Source organism: Pallidibacillus pasinlerensis (genome assembly GCF_009996845.1).
Taxonomy (GTDB): Bacteria; Bacillota; Bacilli; order Bacillales; family Caldibacillaceae; genus Pallidibacillus; species Pallidibacillus pasinlerensis.
Genome location: NZ_JAACYS010000006.1, coordinates 25113 through 42785 on the forward strand (window position 1 = coordinate 25113; position 17673 = coordinate 42785).

14 protein-coding genes and 1 riboswitch are annotated in these 17673 nt (G+C 36.4%); of the genes, 7 read left to right on the top strand and 7 right to left on the bottom strand.

Annotation, left to right across the window (positions count from 1 at the left end):
• Positions 1-117: 117 nt before the first annotated feature.
• From gatB to GW534_RS02425, 6 genes are all read right to left on the bottom strand, one after another.
• On the bottom strand, positions 118-1545 hold the full coding sequence (gene gatB, locus GW534_RS02400; protein WP_161919461.1) for an Asp-tRNA(Asn)/Glu-tRNA(Gln) amidotransferase subunit GatB: 1428 nt from the start codon (positions 1543-1545) through the stop codon (positions 118-120).
• A 12-nt stretch (positions 1546-1557) separates the two neighbouring features.
• Positions 1558-3015 carry an Asp-tRNA(Asn)/Glu-tRNA(Gln) amidotransferase subunit GatA gene (gene gatA, locus GW534_RS02405; RefSeq protein WP_161919462.1) on the bottom strand — a complete coding sequence of 486 codons (1458 nt, stop codon included), beginning with the start codon at positions 3013-3015 and terminating at the stop codon, positions 1558-1560.
• A 12-nt stretch (positions 3016-3027) separates the two neighbouring features.
• Complete coding sequence (gatC, locus tag GW534_RS02410; protein ID WP_161919463.1) at positions 3028-3318, bottom strand: Asp-tRNA(Asn)/Glu-tRNA(Gln) amidotransferase subunit GatC; 291 nt, start codon at positions 3316-3318, stop codon at positions 3028-3030.
• Positions 3319-3523: 205 nt separating this feature from the next.
• Complete coding sequence (locus GW534_RS02415) at positions 3524-3997, bottom strand: YueI family protein (RefSeq protein WP_161919464.1); 474 nt, start codon at positions 3995-3997, stop codon at positions 3524-3526.
• Between the two features lie 220 nt (positions 3998-4217).
• Positions 4218-5765, bottom strand: coding sequence for an L-glutamate gamma-semialdehyde dehydrogenase (gene pruA / locus GW534_RS02420; protein WP_161919465.1), 1548 nt, complete (start codon positions 5763-5765; stop codon positions 4218-4220).
• A 202-nt stretch (positions 5766-5967) separates the two neighbouring features.
• Entirely contained in the window at positions 5968-8019 is a 2052-nt protein-coding gene (locus GW534_RS02425; protein ID WP_246203865.1) for a peptidoglycan D,D-transpeptidase FtsI family protein, read from the bottom strand.
• A 327-nt stretch (positions 8020-8346) separates the two neighbouring features.
• Positions 8347-8448: riboswitch (purine riboswitch) on the top strand.
• 151 nt (positions 8449-8599) lie between these two features.
• On the opposite strand from GW534_RS02425, the gene purE reads away from it, so the two are divergent.
• The 7 genes from purE to purD all read left to right on the top strand — a co-directional run bounded on the left by purE (position 8600) and on the right by purD (position 16251).
• Entirely contained in the window at positions 8600-9088 is a 489-nt protein-coding gene (purE, locus tag GW534_RS02430; RefSeq protein WP_161919466.1) for a 5-(carboxyamino)imidazole ribonucleotide mutase, read from the top strand.
• Entirely contained in the window at positions 9075-10223 is a 1149-nt protein-coding gene (gene purK, locus GW534_RS02435; protein ID WP_407670433.1) for a 5-(carboxyamino)imidazole ribonucleotide synthase, read from the top strand. Before purE ends, purK begins: the two co-directional genes overlap by 14 nt.
• Complete coding sequence (gene purF / locus GW534_RS02440; protein WP_161919468.1) at positions 10213-11646, top strand: amidophosphoribosyltransferase; 1434 nt, start codon at positions 10213-10215, stop codon at positions 11644-11646. Before purK ends, purF begins: the two co-directional genes overlap by 11 nt.
• 42 nt (positions 11647-11688) lie before the next feature.
• Positions 11689-12711, top strand: coding sequence for a phosphoribosylformylglycinamidine cyclo-ligase (gene purM / locus GW534_RS02445; RefSeq protein ID WP_161919469.1), 1023 nt, complete (start codon positions 11689-11691; stop codon positions 12709-12711).
• A 16-nt stretch (positions 12712-12727) separates the two neighbouring features.
• Positions 12728-13294 (top strand): phosphoribosylglycinamide formyltransferase, encoded by a 567-nt coding sequence (gene purN / locus GW534_RS02450; RefSeq protein ID WP_161919470.1) that lies wholly within the window; start codon positions 12728-12730, stop codon positions 13292-13294.
• 33 nt (positions 13295-13327) lie between these two features.
• Entirely contained in the window at positions 13328-14866 is a 1539-nt protein-coding gene (gene purH, locus GW534_RS02455; RefSeq protein WP_161919471.1) for a bifunctional phosphoribosylaminoimidazolecarboxamide formyltransferase/IMP cyclohydrolase, read from the top strand.
• A gap of 113 nt (positions 14867-14979) precedes the next feature.
• Positions 14980-16251, top strand: a complete 1272-nt coding sequence (gene purD, locus GW534_RS02460; protein ID WP_161919472.1) for a phosphoribosylamine--glycine ligase — start codon at positions 14980-14982, stop codon at positions 16249-16251.
• A 274-nt stretch (positions 16252-16525) separates the two neighbouring features.
• Here purD and GW534_RS02465 read toward each other — a convergent pair whose 3' ends face one another.
• On the bottom strand, positions 16526-17653 hold the full coding sequence (locus GW534_RS02465; RefSeq protein WP_161919473.1) for a CamS family sex pheromone protein: 1128 nt from the start codon (positions 17651-17653) through the stop codon (positions 16526-16528).
• Positions 17654-17673: the final 20 nt, after the last annotated feature.

Here is a 17673-nt window from a genome sequence, read left to right on the forward strand (position 1 = left end):
CCACTAAAAAACTTCTCTATTATCCATTCTATTATTTTCTATAATTTTACATTCAATTTTTAAAAAATAAAAGGGTAACCAGAAGTCACCTTGACTTCGATTACCCTTCTTACATTTTTATCGCTTTTTAATTTCTTCAAGTAAAATTTTATTAAGTAATGGTGGGTTGGCTTGTCCTTTTGTTTTTTTCATTATTTGACCAACTAGGAAGCCAATAGCACGGTCTTTACCGTTTTTAAAGTCTTCAATAGATTGTGGGTTGTTATCCAACGCTTCTGTAACAAGCGCTAATAATGTAGCCTCGTCAGAGATTTGAACTAATCCTTTTTCTTTTACGATTTTCTCTGGATCTCCGCCTTTTTCCACTAGTTCACTGAAGACTTTCTTCGCCATTTTTGAAGAAAGTGTGCCATTATCAATTAACTTAATCATCCCAGCTAAACTTTCTGGAGTAAGTGCAATTTCATGCAATTCTTTTTGTTCCGCATTTAAGTATGCAGACACATCTCCCATTAACCAGTTTGATGCTTGTTTTGCATCCGCTCCAGCAGCAACAGTTGCTTCAAAGAAGTCGGACATTTCTTTTGTCATCGTTAAAACTTTCGCATCATATTCTGGTAAACCTAATTCTTCAATATATCGTTTTTTCCGTGCATCTGGAAGTTCAGGAATCGATGCTCGAACACGTTCTTTCCATTCATCATCAATGTAAAGTTCAACAAGGTCTGGTTCCGGGAAGTATCGATAATCATCCGATCCTTCTTTTACACGCATTAAAATCGTTTCTCCAGTTGCCTCATCATAACGGCGTGTTTCTTGGTTAATGACACCGCCAGCAAGCAATACTTTTTCTTGTCGTTTAATTTCATACTCCAATCCTTTTCGAACAAAGTTAAAGGAGTTTAAGTTTTTCAATTCTGTTTTCGTGCCGAACTTTTCTTGACCGATTGGGCGAAGGGAAACGTTAGCGTCACAACGTAAAGATCCTTCTTCCATTCGAACATCGGAAACACCTGTGTATTGGATAATAGCTTTTAATTTTTCTAAATAAGCGTATGCTTCTTCTGGTGTACGAATATCTGGTTCTGATACGATCTCAATTAAGGGTGTTCCTTGACGGTTTAAGTCAACTAAAGACCCGTCTTCTGTATGAATTAGTTTTCCGGCATCCTCTTCTAAATGTAAACGATTGATACCAATTCGCTTAGTCTTGCCGTTCACTTCAATTTCTATCCAACCATTCCTACCAATTGGTTGTGCATCTTGCGTAATTTGATACGCTTTCGGGTTATCCGGATAAAAATAGTTTTTTCGATCGAAACTTGATTCTGTCGCAATGTCCATATTTAATGCCATTGCCGCTTTCATAGCAAAATTAACTGCTTCTTTATTTAATACGGGTAAAACTCCTGGATAACCCCAGTCAATCACATTCGTATTTGTATTTGGTTCTGCTCCGAATTGGTTCGGGGATGGTGAAAATACCTTCGATTTCGTTTTCAATTCTACGTGTACTTCAAGTCCAATTACCGCTTCAAAATTCATTTATTTCACCCCTTACAATTGTGGTTTTTGTTTATGGAAATCTGTCGCTTGTTCAAAAGCATGGGCTACGCGATAAACTGTACCTTCATCGAAATGTTTACCAATGATTTGAAGGCCAATTGGTAATCCATTATTAAAGCCACATGGTACAGAAATACCTGGAAGACCAGCAAGGTTGACTGGAATTGTTAACAAATCGTTAACATACATCGTGACTGGGTCGTCAATTTTTTCGCCAATCTTGAATGCCGTCGTTGGATTTGTTGGTCCAATTACGACATCATAGTTTTCAAATACTTTTTCAAAATCTTGTTTAATTAATGTACGAATTTGTTGAGCCTTTTTATAGTAAGCATCATAATAACCTGAGCTTAAGGCAAACGTTCCGATCATAATCCGACGTTTCACTTCGTCACCGAAGCCTTCAGAACGTGATTTCTTATACAATTCCATTAAATTTTTTGCATCTTTTGCTCGATAACCATAACGAATACCGTCAAAACGGGCAAGGTTTGCCGATGCTTCAGATGAAGAAAGAATATAGTATGCAGATACTCCATATTTGGAATTTGGTAATGATACTTCTTCCCAGGTCGCACCTAATCCTTCTAACACTTTCAATGCTTCAAGTACCGCATTACGTACGGATTCGTGAACACCTTCACCTAAATATTCTTTCGGAACGGCAATCTTCAAGCCTTTTACATCACCTGTTAATTGCTCCACATAGTTTGGTACTGGAACATCTGCTGAAGTGGCATCATTCGGATCAACACCAGCAATTGTTTGTAAAATATAAGCATTATCTTCTACATTACGTGTAATTGGTCCAATTTGATCTAATGAAGAAGCAAATGCTACTAATCCATAACGGGATACACGACCATATGTTGGTTTCATTCCTACAACGCCACAGTATCCTGCAGGTTGGCGAATAGATCCACCCGTATCAGAACCTAGTGAAAATGGAACTTCACCAGCTGCAACAGCTGCTGCAGAACCACCTGATGAACCTCCAGGAACATATTCTAAATTCCATGGATTGTAAGTTTTATGGAAATATGAAGTTTCAGTGGAGCCACCCATTGCAAATTCATCCATATTTAATTTACCAATCATAACAGCTCCAGCATTATGTAATTTATTCATTACGGTCGCATCGTAAATTGGATCAAAGTTTTCTAACATACGGCTTGCACAAGTCGTACGTACATCTTTTGTTATGATATTATCTTTAATTCCAATCGGCATTCCGAATAGAATATTGTTCGCTTCTTCTGTACTAAGTTTTGCATCTAACTCTTTTGCTTTCGCACGAGCATTTTCTTCATCAACAGTAATGAATGCTTTAACTTTGTCCTCAACTTCGTGTATACGTTTAAGGGATTCATCAACTAAATCTGAAACTGTAATTTCCTTTTTACGTAGTAACTCTTGTAAATCTTTTAATTTATGATCAAATAGTCCCAAAGTTTTCCCTCCTTACTCGATAATCGATGGAACACGAATTTGTCCATCTTTATGGTCTGGTACATTTTTTAATAATTCTTCTCGTGGTGTGCCTGGTTCAGATACATCCTCACGCATTACATTTTTCATATTTAAAACATGTGACGTTGGTTCAACATTTGTCGTATCTACTTCGTTTAACTGTTCTGCAAAACGAATAATCTCATCTAACTGAGTTGTAAATTTTTCGATTTCCTCTTCTTCAAATGTAAGACGAGATAAGTCCGCCACACGTTTAACATCTTCTTTTGAAATTCTTGACATTTAATTCACCTCCAAAGTAATTAAACAACGGAATCTGTTACAATACAATTGCTTAAAGCAAAACTAATTTATATTTTACCATGTTTTGACTAATTTCAGAAATACTGTTGTCAAATTCTTTTATATTATTACATAAAATAAGTTTACTCCACCTCCAATATAAAAAAAGAAGATCGCTGATGTAGACCTAGCAATCTCCTCCGCATTATTTTTTCAATTTACCTTTTGAAAAAAGTTTTTTCAAAATCCGCTTTGTTCGCGGTTTTGTTGTTGTTTTTTTCGGTTTTGTCGATTCGATTTCTACTTTATCTTTTACATAAATTTCTTCTTTTTCAATTGCATAATTATCATATGTTAAAACTAAACCAATATCTGTATTACTTTCTTTATTTTCTACAATCGTAAATGGAATATTATTTTCGTTAGCAACCTTAATGTATTTTCTTAAAATCTCATAAGAAATTGTTCCATTTAAAAGCAATTTTGTTTTTGGATGTTCTTTCATTTCCTTTTCGACTTCGTTATATATTTTTGACTCAAATATTTGATCCTTTGTCAAAGCAATAACGATTCTTTCACGGATTGTACCTAAAAATTTTCTCCGTTCTTCAGGGTTAATTTCCTTTTTTCCATGTATCCCCTGTTCTAAATACTCTTCCAACGTTGACTTTTGTGACATTTAATTATTCACCCTTATATCATATTAATTCTATTGTAGTATATGCAAAGTATCGTTTCAATAAGCTTTTCCATACGGAAAATTCATGCTTCTAAGTAAAAATTTCCTTTTATAAAAAAATTTCACGCTCATAATTAAAAAATAATACATCTAATTTAGTCAATAACAAAAGCAGGCTGATTTCAACTCATAATTTCAGCCTGCCCATTAATTTCATTTTTTAAAACTGTTCCGCAATCGACTTTGCCTGCATATGAAGAAGTAAGTAATCTGGCCCCCCTGCTTTTGAATCCGTTCCTGACATATTGAATCCGCCAAACGGTTGGTAGCCAACAATTGCGCCCGTACAACCACGGTTTATATATAAGTTTCCAACATGGAAATCTTCTTTTGCTTTTTCAATATGTTCACGATTATTGGAAATCACAGAGCCAGTTAAACCGTACTCCGTATTGTTCGCAATCTCAATAGCTTCATTGAAACTTTTCGCCTTTGCAAAGGCAACGACCGGACCAAATATTTCTTCTTGCATAATTCGTGCTTTTGGATGGACATCAGCAAAAACCGTTGGCTGAACAAAGTAACCTTTTGAATCATCACCTGTGCCGCCGACAATTAATTTTCCTTCTTTTTTACCAATTTCGATATACTTTGTAATCTTGTCAAACGCTGCTTGATCGATGACTGGTCCAACAAAAGTTTCACGATCTAATGGGTCACCGACAACTAATTCATTTGTCCGTTGTACGACCCGATCCAATACTTCATCATATACATCTTCTAAAACAACCGCCCGTGAACAAGCTGAACATTTTTGACCTGCAAACCCGAAGGCAGATTTTACTATTGAATCAGCTGCTAAATCTAAATCGGCTTCACTGTCCACTACGATTGTATCTTTCCCACCCATTTCGGCAATAACACGCTTTAACCAAATTTGTCCTGGGTGAACGATGGAGGCCCTTTCATATATACGTGTACCAACCTCTCGAGAACCTGTAAAACTAATAAATCTTGTTTTCGGATGATCAACTAAATAATCCCCAATTTCTGAACCGCTACCAGGAATATAGTTAACAACCCCTGCTGGTAAACCTGCTTCTTCTAATACTTCTACAAACTTTGCAGCAATAACAGATGTTGCGGATGCAGGTTTCAATAACACTGTATTTCCGGTCACAATCGGCGCAACTGTTGTACCTACCATAATTGCAAAAGCAAAGTTCCAAGGTGGAATAGTTACACCGACTCCAAGAGGGATATAACCATATGTGTTACGTTCACCTGGTCTTGATAAAACTGGTGCCCCATCTTTTATTTCTAGCATTTGTCTGCCGTAGTACTCCATAAAGTCAATTCCTTCTGCAACATCGGCATCGGCTTCATGCCAAGGTTTTCCCGCTTCTTTCATTAGTAATGCACTAAATTCATGTTTTCTTTTCCGAACGATATGCGCTGCTTTAAATAATATTTCAGCTCGCATTTCTGGTTTTGTTTTACGCCATGTTTCAAAAGTTTCTAGCGCCACTTGTATGGCTTCTTCCGCATGTTCTTTCGAAGCTTTAGAAACATAACCAATAATTTCAACTTTATTCGCAGGATTCGTTGAAACAATTTTTTCTTCCGTTTCTATTCGATTTCCACCAATGACTAAATCATACGATTCACCTAAATAACTCTCTACCTTTTTTAAGCCTTCTAAAAAGGCTTCCTGATTTTCCTTCTTTGAGAAATCTGTAAAAGTTTCATGTGCATATGGTTTTACCATGTCATATCCCCCCTGCAGAAAGTTTTGAATAAAAAGATTATTCAAATCTATTTTAGCTTTTTTACTTAGAATCTTCAATGAATTATAGATGTTGTAAAACAAACTAAAAAAAGGAGAGACCATTATAAAACTATTAATCAGCTAAACTTTATATGACGCTAATAGTCTCTCCTTATCATTCACCTTGTATTATCTATTATATTTACTCAAAATACGCGCTAAATACCCGTTGAGCAACATGCGCACCAATAGTGTAGCCATACGGTTGACTTCCATAAAAGGCATGCGGAACAGTAACAGAAATTGCAACTTCTGGATTATCAAATGGTGCATAACCAACAAAAAGTGAATGACTTGTATCGACACCATTTTTAAAACGATTGTCATCTACGTAACGAGACTCGGCAGTTCCTGTTTTCCCTGCCACAGGTAAACTAGCAAGATATCTCCGAGCTGTTCCTTGCGAGCCATGGGTTACTTGCCAAAAACCTTGTTGCACTCGTTCAATCCATTCCTGTTTCATATCAAGGCGATTTAATAACGTCGGATGAAACTCTTGAATAACCGGACTTTCCCCATCCTTATCCAAATCTGCCTCACGAATTTCTTTTACTAATATCGGCTTCATGCGATTCCCGTCATTGGCAATTGTTGCGACATAAGAGGCTAACTGTAAAGGAGTGTACGTATCAAATTGACCAATGGCAATATCAAGAAAAGCAGCTTGTTCTCCTGGATCTTTTTTTGCTTTCAATCCTTCAATTTCTTCTTTAAAACCAATACCTGTTTTTGTTCCAAGTCCGAATTGACCGAAATAATAACGAATAGTTTCAATTTTTTCTGGGTTTAATGAGAAGCGACTGCCCGGTACAAAGTATCCATCCATAATATCTAAGGCGATTAACCACATATAAACGTTTGATGATCTTTCAATGGCCTTCAAATCATCCATCACACCTAAAGCATTGCCCCCATAGGAAGACTTTGGTTCTTTCAGACCTGGAATATCCATCGGCTTATCCTCTTTTTGGTCTCCAGGTTTAAGTACTCCGGTTTGATAGCCAGTTAGTACCGTTGCACCTTTCACTGTAGAACCTGCCTCAAATGCTTGCGTAAAAGTTCCATGGGAAAACTCTTCAAAGGATTGTGTTTCCCGATTATATCTTTTTCCAGCTAGAGCAAGAATTTCACCTGTTTTAGGATCCATGGCAACGACAAACATTCGATCTAATGTATCGGTTCTTGGATGTTTTATTGCCCGCAACAGTTCTTCTTGAATAATTTGCTCCACTTTCTCTTGGAATTCAATATCAATTGTTAATATTAAATCTCTCCCGCGTTCTTCTTCAGATATAATTTCAGAGCTAACAAAATTTCCGCGATTATCAGTTATAACCTTCTCTTGAATTTTTACACCACTTAAAACATCTTCATAAAGTTCTTCTAAATAACTAGCACCATATCGATCATTCAATGCATAGTCTTTCGTTGCAAAATAATCAAGTTTTTCAGTAGGAAGCCCTTCTTTCGTTCGTCCAAGTACACTTCGGAACACTTGTCCAAACGGATAATCCCGTTGCCAATCTGTTGTAATTGAAACACCTGGCAAATTTTCTAGGTTTTCGCTGACACTGGCAAACTCTACTTCCGTTACCCCTTCATTTTTAATTATTGTTGGGGTAAAAGCGATGGCAGACCTCAATTGTTGATATATCGCTGCAACATTCCCATTTATAGGATCAATATCTTCTTCCGTTATTCGTTCGAGTATTAACTGATATAAGTCTCGATCTGATAACTCTTTTTTTCTAACTAACTCTTCTTCTTCTTTCGTTATTTTTTCGTTCCCGTCATTATTTTGGATAATCCATATTTCTTTTTTTACCCATTCGGGAACTTTGTTTATATCATCTTCATTCATTTGAATATATCCGGAAAGTTTTTCAGCTAAATTTAGTAGATCTTTCGGTTGTGGATTTTTTGGAGGTGTATATGTAATCGCCTTTAGAGGTTTATTATTAACTAACAGATTACCATTTCGATCGAAAATTTCTCCCCTCGGAACAGGATGATAGACAATATTATCATCCGTCCGTTTAATTTTGTTAATATAACTTTTTCCCTCGACCATTTGCACATAACCTAAGCGAAGAATTAGAATTGAAAATAGAAAGAAAACGACTACAAATAATAGATTCGCTCGCAATAACATTTTACGACTTTGTCTTCTCTTCCTTCTTTCCATTTCAACCATAGGCACTCTTCCTTTTTATAGTATTCATTATAACTATTAATATGCAGTACATATTAAAGTATGATAGAATATCTCAAAATATGATCCCATGATTTATTAAACTACTATATTCTACAAACATCCGTGTTTCCCTTTTTATCTACCTTATTTTTCAGAAATATTAAAAAACAGTTGATTTTTTTTCTTTTTCTTTCAGCATTTTTTACTATAACTTTACTTAGCAAACAACTCTCGCCCCTAAAACACGAACATTATTTAATAACTTGTAATTATTTGTTCGATTTTTTTATTGACAATGACTTGTTTCAATTGTTAAGATGTAGATACAAAATCAAATACATTTTCTCTCATATATTTATGGGAATACGGCCCATAAGTCTCTACCCGATAACCGTAAATTATCGGACTATGAGAGAAAGTAGGAAACCATAAACCGATGAATGTACAACTTAATTTTGTACAAAATAGGAATATCATTGTCTTCTACAGGTTTGGACTGCTTTCTCTCAATTAATTTAAGCAGACCAAGCCTTTTTATATTTCTTTTTTAAACGTAGAAAAATAGAAAAGGGGTTTAATTATGAAACCACAAGTTGCCGTAATTATGGGCAGTACTTCTGATTGGGAAACAATGAAAAATGCTTGTGATATACTAGATCAATTTGAAGTTCCATATATTAAAAAAGTTGTTTCAGCCCATCGCACTCCTGATTATATGTTCGAATTTGCAGAAAATGCTAAAAAGCAAGGATTAAAAATTATAATTGCTGGCGCAGGCGGAGCAGCTCACTTACCTGGTATGGTTGCTGCAAAAACAACTCTTCCTGTCATTGGTGTGCCGGTACAATCAAAGGCTTTAAATGGTTTAGATTCTTTACTTTCAATAGTACAAATGCCCGCTGGAATACCAGTAGCAACAGTTGCCATCGGAGATAGCGGAGCAAAAAACGCTGGTCTTTTAGCAGTGCAAATGTTAGCTGCCTTTAATGAAACTCTCGCTGAAAAATTAGAACAATTTCGTGAAGAAAATAAAAATCGTTCGATAGAAAGCAGTGATCAACTTGTCTAAAGTTATTCTTCCTGGGCAAACAATCGGGATTATCGGTGGCGGTCAACTTGGCAAAATGATGACTTTATCTGCTAAAGCCATGGGATATCGAGTAACCGTCCTAGATCCAACTCCTGATTGTCCTTGTGGTCAAGTTGCTGATGAGCAAATCGTTGGAGCTTATAACGATTTATCAGCAATAGAACAGCTCGCTAGAAAATGTGATGTAATCACATATGAATTTGAAAATATCGATGCTGAAGCACTTGAGTGGCTTACAAACAATACTTACGTCCCTCAAGGAACTGAAATTTTACGAATTACACAAAACCGAATTTACGAAAAAGCAGCGATTCAAGAAGCCGGGGCTCCCGTTGCTCCTTATCGTGTTATTGAAAAAAAGGAAGATCTTGAATTAGCTATTGGAGAATTACAACTTCCTGTTGTTTTGAAAACTGCCACTGGTGGCTATGACGGCAAGGGGCAAGTCGTGATTAAAACAATTGAAGACGTTAAGCAAGCTTTACCACTAATTCAACACGGTGCTTGTGTACTTGAAAAATGGATTGCATTTAAGAAAGAACTTTCTGTTATTATTACGAAAAATTCAAACGGTGATGCGACCGTATTTCCAGTCGCTGAAAATATTCATAAAAACAATATTCTTCATATGACCATTGCACCAGCTCGAATTAATGATGCAATTAAAGAAGAGGCAATACGGGCAGCAAAACAAATTGCCGATAAGTTGGAACTCGTTGGTACATTAGCTGTGGAATTGTTTCTAACTGAGGATGACAAAATATTTATCAATGAATTAGCGCCAAGACCACATAACTCTGGTCATTTTTCGATTGAAGCATGTATTACATCACAGTTCGAACAACATATTCGAGCTGTTTGCAACTTGCCTTTAGGCTCAACTGAAATTGTTAAACCTGCTGTAATGGTCAATATTTTAGGTCAACACGTTGAACCACTTTTGACGAACTTAAATAATTTTAAAGAATGGAAAATTCATTTATACGGAAAAAGTGAAGCGAAACATAATCGTAAGATGGGACATATTACTCGTCTATGCGAGACACATGAAGAAGCTTTAGCTGAAATAGACAATGACATGACGTTCGGAAAGGAGCAATCCCATGCTAACTGAAATAAAAGGGCTTAACGAAGAATGTGGCTTATTTGGTATTTGGAACCATGATAATGCCGCCCATATTACGTATTATGGCCTTCAAAGCCTGCAACATCGTGGGCAAGAAGGTGCAGGGATTGTCATTAATGATGGTAATAAATTAATTGTAAAAAAAGGAGAAGGTCTTGTTACTGAGGTCTTCTCCAAACAAGTAATCGACGAAATGCCCGGACATAAGGGCATCGGACACGTTCGCTATACAGTAAATGGTGACCGTAGCTTTGAAAACATTCAACCACTATTATTTCACTCCCATACTGGAAACCTTGCTTTAGCACTGAACGGAAGCATTATTAACGCAGGGCGTATGCGAGCTTTACTTGAAGCACAAGGGAGTATTTTTCAAACTACATCGGATACAGAACTTCTTGCCCATTTAATTAAAAGAAGTAAACATCCGAACTTTATTAGTAAGGTGAAAGCTGCATTAAATAGTTTAATTGGGGCTTATGCCTTTTTAATTATGACTGATAACGAATTAATGGCTGCACTTGATCCAAATGGCATACACCCTTTATCCATCGGTAAACTAGGTGAATCATATGTAATTGCTTCGGAAACATGTGCTTTTGACATTATTGGTGCTGAATTTATTCGTGATGTCGAACCCGGTGAACTGATCATTATTAATGACGAAGGTATCCATTCTGAAATGTTTGCACCAAAGGAAAAAATGGCATTGTGTGCAATGGAGTATGTTTACTTCGCAAGACCAGATAGTAATCTTCGTTCTCTGAATGTTCATACAGCTAGAAAAAACTTAGGTAAACAACTAGCAATCGAAGCTCCAATTGAGGCCGATGTTATTACAGGTGTACCGGACTCAAGTATATCTGCTGCAATTGGCTACGCTGAACAATCTGGTATCCCTTACGAACTCGGTTTAATCAAAAACCGCTACGTTGGCCGTACCTTTATCCAACCAACGCAACAATTACGTGAACAAGGTGTAAAAATGAAATTATCTGCTGTTCGTGGTGTTGTAGATGGTAAACGAGTCATAATGGTCGACGATTCGATTGTACGGGGTACAACTAGTAAACGAATAGTTAAGTTGCTTAAGGACGTTGGTGCAAAAGAAGTTCACGTAGTAATTTCTTCACCACCAATTGAACACCCTTGTTTTTACGGAGTTGATACAACGAGTAAAGACGATTTAATTGCTTCCGGAAGAACCGTTGAAGAAATTAGAGAAATAATCGGTGCTAATTCATTAACCTTCTTGAGTGAAGAAGGCATGTTAAAAGCACTCAAACAAGATGATTCAAGTAAACTTGAAGGAGCTTGCCTCGCTTGTTTCACTGGTGAATATCCAACTGAAATAAACATTGATGAGCCAACTGTAGCTACTACTATTAATAAAGTTTATCGAATTTATTAAAAATTTCTCATGAGACCTTATGCATTGAATGGAGGTAAAAAAATGGCGAACGCCTACAAACAAGCCGGAGTTGATATTGAAGCCGGGTACGAATCCGTTAAACGAATGAAAAAACATGTTGAACGAACAAAACGTGCGGGTCTATTAAGTGGTCTTGGCAGTTTTGGTGGAATGTTCGATCTATCCAGTTTAAATATGAAAGAACCAGTGCTCATTTCTGGTACAGATGGTGTCGGTACGAAATTAATGATTAGCTTTTTAACGGGAAAATACGACACGATTGGTATTGATGCTGTTGCAATGTGTGTAAACGACATTGTTGTACACGGCGCAGAACCAATATTCTTTTTAGATTACCTTGCTTTAGGTAAAGCCGTTCCAGAAAAAGTAGAACAAATCGTAAAAGGTGTTGCTGATGGCTGTGAAATGTCAGGCTGTGCTTTGATTGGTGGCGAAACAGCAGAAATGCCAGACATGTACAGTGATGACGAGTTTGACATTGCGGGCTTCGCTGTTGGTGCTGTTGAAAGAGCAAATATCATTACAGGAGAAAAGATCCAAGAAGGCGATGTTCTAGTTGGATTATCATCCAATGGTATTCATTCCAACGGATATTCCCTTATCCGGAAAGTATTTTTAAAAGACAGTAATTATAAACTTGATACTTACATTCCAGAACTAAATTGTACCCTTGGTGATGAATTATTACGTCCGACAAAAATTTATGTAAAACCAATTCTTGCTGCTTTAAAACAATTTAATATTAAAGGCATGGCTCATATTACTGGTGGTGGTTTTATTGAAAATATACCACGTATGTTACCTGAAGGGTTAGGAGCAAGTATTCAAAAAGGGTCTTGGACTATCCCACGAATTTTCCAACTTTTAGAAATAGAAGGAAATATTGAACACGATGAAATGTATAACATTTTCAATATGGGAATCGGTATGGTCCTTGCAGTTCAACCTGATGAAGCAGAAAATATTGTGCAATTTATGAAGCAACAAGGTGAAGAAGCGCAAATTATTGGTAAAGTTACAAATCAATCTGGTGTTACCATTTAACCCTTTGGAGGAAATCATGAAAAAGATAGCCATTTTTGCATCAGGAAATGGGAGCAATTTCCAAGCTATTGTCGATGCTGTAAAGTCTGGAGACTTAAAAGCAGAGATTTCATTACTCATTTGTGATAAACCGGAAGCTTACTGTGTTGAACGAGCAGAGAAGGAAAATATTCCGTGCTTTACCTTTTATCCAAAGGAGTTTCAAAATAAAGAAGCTTACGAACAAGTAATTTTGAAAAAACTTGAAGAATATGAAATTGATTTTATTGCCTTAGCTGGTTATATGCGGCTTGTTGGACCAACTCTATTAAATCAATTTGAAGGGAAAATCGTTAATATTCACCCTTCCCTTTTACCAGCCTTTCCTGGAAAGGATGCCGTCGGTCAAGCGCTAGCAGCTGGCGTTACAAAAACTGGAGTAACTGTCCATTTTGTTGATGAAGGAATGGATACAGGGCAAGTGATTGAGCAACGATCGGTTGATATTGACGAAGGAGAAACCCATGAGTCTTTACAACAAAAAATTCAACGAGTTGAACATCAACTTTTCCCTGACGTTTTAAATAAACTATTAAACTCTTGATTATATCCAATTTTATTATGGGGGGCTTTTACATTGACTAAAAAACGCGCACTTATTTCCGTATCTGATAAAACTGGCATTGTCGATTTTGCAAAAAAACTTTTAGAACTTGACTTTGAAATTATTTCAACTGGTGGAACTTATAAAGCATTGGAAGAAGCTGGAGTTCCAGTTATTGGAATTAGTGAAGTTACAAACTTCCCAGAAATTTTAGAAGGTCGTGTTAAAACATTACACCCAAATATTCATGGTGGTTTACTTGCAAAATTAGGTGATGAAAACCACGCAAAACAAATCGCTGACCTTAATATTAAACCTATTAACCTTGTTTGCGTAAACCTATATCCATTTAAACAAACAATTGAAAAACCTGATGTAACGGTTGACGAAGCTATCGAAAATATCGATATAGGCGGACCATCCATGTTGCGTTCGGCTGCGAAAAACCATCAGTATGTAACGGTTGTAGTAGATCCTGCCGACTATGCGACAGTGATTGAAGAGTTTTCTACAGAAGGAAATACAACTTTTGCAACTCGTCAAAAACTTGCTGCAAAAGTATTCCGACATACAGCGGCATATGACGCATTAATCGCAGAATACATGACTGAATTAACTGGTGAAGAATTACCAGAAAAACTAACTGTAACATATGAGTTAAAACAAGCTCTTCGTTACGGTGAAAACCCACACCAAAAGGCTGCGTTTTATCAAAAACCTCTAGGTTCTAAGTTTTCTATTGCTAATGCAACACAACTTCATGGAAAAGAACTTTCCTATAACAATATTAACGATGCAGCTACTGCATTACAAATTGTAGCGGAATTTGATGAACCAGCTGCAGTGGCGATTAAACATATGAACCCATGTGGAGTTGGTACTGGTTCAACGATCTTTGATGCATATGTAAAAGCCTTTGAAGCAGATCCTGTTTCAATTTTCGGTGGTATTGTAGCGTTAAACCGTGAAGTTGATAAAGCTACAGCTGAAAAGCTACATGAGATCTTTTTAGAAATTATTATCGCTCCTTCCTTCAGCGAAGAAGCTTTAGAAATATTAAAAGCGAAGAAAAACATCCGTCTATTAACAGTTCCATTTGATGAAATAGATGAAAAAGAATTACGTTATACATCCATTGAAGGTGGAATGCTCGTTCAAGATTATGATCGCCATACACTTGAACATGCAAATGTTACAGTTCCTACCAAACGTCAACCAACAGAAGAAGAATGGCAAGCTCTGAAATTCGGTTGGAAAGTTGTTAAACATGTTAAATCTAATGCAATTGTAGTTAATGGAAAAGACCAAACATTTGGTGTTGGTGCAGGTCAAACAAACCGTGTTGGTGCAGCGAATATTGCTTTAGAACAAGCAGGCGAAAAAGCAACAGGTGCGGTTTTAGCATCAGATGCCTTCTTCCCATTTAACGACACAGTGGAAACCGCTGCAAAAGCTGGTATTACTGCTATTATTCAACCAGGCGGGTCCATTCGCGATGAAGACTCCATAAAATTAGCCGATGAATATGGCATTACTATGGTATTTACTGGCGTTCGCCATTTCAAACATTAAGATTTTCTTACTTAGGAAGGTGTCAAGATTGGCACCTCCTTTAACAATAATTTTTCAACCTTTGATTCGTATTTGTGTATTCTTTCTCATATTAATATAGGGATGGTGTAAAAATGAAGGTTCTAGTTGTTGGTCGCGGTGGTCGCGAACATGCGATTTGTCAAAAAGTTAGTGAGAGTCCCCTTGTTGATACGGTTTATGTAGCACCTGGAAATCCAGGGATGTTAAATTGTGCCACACTAGTTAACATCGATGAAAGTAACCATGAAGATTTAGTCAATTTTGCAAAAGCAGAAAATATCGGGTTAACAATTATTGGCCCAGAAGCACCGCTTCAAGCAGGTCTAGCAGATAAATTTAATGAAGCAGGATTAAAAGTATTCGGTCCAAGCAAATTAGCAGCGGAAATTGAAGGTAGTAAGTCTTTTGCTAAAGATTTAATGAAAAAATACAATGTTCCAACTGCTGCATACGAAGTATTTACCGATTATGAAGCAGCAAAAGCATATATTATAGAAAAAGGCGCACCAATTGTTCTTAAAGCTGACGGTTTAGCAGCGGGAAAAGGTGTAGTTGTTGCTACTGAATTAGAAGAAGCTTTAGATGCTTTGGAAGATTATTTTATCAATAGTAAGTTCGGTGACGCAGCTTCTAAAGTCGTTATTGAGGAGTTTTTAGAAGGTGAAGAGTTTTCTTTAATGGCACTTGTTAACGGTACGACTGTACTTCCACTTGAAATTGCACAAGATCATAAACGTGCCTTTGATGGTGACGAAGGTCCAAACACAGGTGGAATGGGGGCATATTCCCCAGTTCCTTTTATCGGTGATGAGGTCGTTCAAACTGCCATTGAAACAGTTTTACATCCAGTTACAGAAGCAATGATTAAAGAAGGACGCACTTTCACAGGTATTCTTTATGCAGGATTAATTTTAACTGCTGATGGACCGAAAGTGATTGAGTTTAACGCTCGATTTGGTGACCCTGAAACACAAGTTGTTTTACCGCGAATGAAATCAGATTTAGTTGATATAATTTTACGTTTATTAAATGGTGAAAAGCCGGTTATTGAATGGGATACAGAAGCCATGCTTGGAGTCGTGATTGCAGCTAGTGGATACCCTGAAAATTATGCAAAAGGTTTTGTGCTAACAGATTTAGAAAATGTGACGGAACCATTGACAGTATTCCATGCAGGAACTGAATTAAACGAAGAAGGACACTATACCGCAAATGGTGGACGATTATTCTTAACGGCTGTAAAAGCTCCTTCTATCGCTAAGGCACAAGAAAAAGTTTATGCTGAATTAGAAAAATACCATTGGGATCAAACATTTTATCGAAAAGATATTGGGCATAAAGCTGTAAAACATGTGTTAAATTAATAGATTAATTTTTCAGTTGAAACCGAGTATATTTATGCTCGGTTTTTCTTTTGAAGTCTCAGTAATTAGATAAGGTGTTAAGCGTTAGGTTGAACGATGTTTTCAACTTCATATAACAAAAATAGCGTTCTTTAACGCAATGAGTCGTTTTAAAACTACTTAGTAAAAAAGTCGTTTTTTTCATTTCCCAATAAAAATGGGGAGATCTGCCTCTTATCAAGGCCTATCTCCCCTACATATTACTAATAGTTACCAATGCTGTTTAATAAAACACTTAATAAATGTGCACAAACGGTTCTTTCATATCCGGTTTTTTCAAAATAAGTGCTTCTTGACCGGCAACTGATTTCACATTAATCTCTACAATAACGTAGTCTGGAAAAGCTTCCACCACTAATCCAGCTATGTATTGTGTAAACCCAATTACTTCCGTTTTTCCATAAAATTGGAAGTCAATATCAATTGAGATTTTTTGTAACTCATCATTAATATATAATCCTCTTCCTACTACACCATTATGGTTTGGATAGTACATACTAACATCTTCTTTAAAGCGAGAAAAACGCTCTGCATCATCACGATTATAATTGGTTGCATCATTTGAAGGGAAAAGTACATACTTTTCATTTACATTATTCCACTCCAATGATTTACCACCGCTTTTAACCGTAGCATATGCAAAATAGCTTCCCGGAATTATTGACGTTCTTGGTTGTTGCTTAAATAAACCAATCGTAACCGGAACTTCTTCTAAACCTTCAACTCCTCTAAGAAGATGTATCAATTCTTCAGCAATTCGTTTTCCTTCTTTTTCAATCGTACTGTCTGAAATTGGTGTTTCGAAATTATTACCTTCGATACGAAAATAATCTACTGAATTTAATGCTAGGCCAATAGAAATTCCTGCTAACTTAACTTTATCATCTTCTTGAATAAGGAAATTATGTTCTAAAATATGGGCTAAATATCTCGGCGCTTGCTGTCTCGCTTCTTTCCTATCTTCAATACTAGCTTCACTGCCAGGATCAGCAATAGTTGGATTTAAAGCTTTTATCCATTCAGAAATTGTTTCTCTTTCTAAATACTGACCTTCTTGGAAAATATATTTATCGGTACTAAAAGTCTTTTGTGAAATACGTAAAAGCCCCTCTTCAAATTCATCACTATCAAATCTAGAACTCATATTGCTAGTAATTTGACCTCTTGCACCTGAAGGTTTAAAAGGAGTCAATGTCCGATAATAATCTTCCGAAATTTGAAATTTAGGAACAATCGCCCTTTCTTCATTATTATTATTGTTGTTATTATCTTCTTGAACAACCTCATCCTGTGAACCAAAATTAGGTAAACAACCCGATAGTAAAAAAAGGGTAGAAACTACTAACAAAAGTATCTTCTGCACTATTACACCTCCCTTTGCCA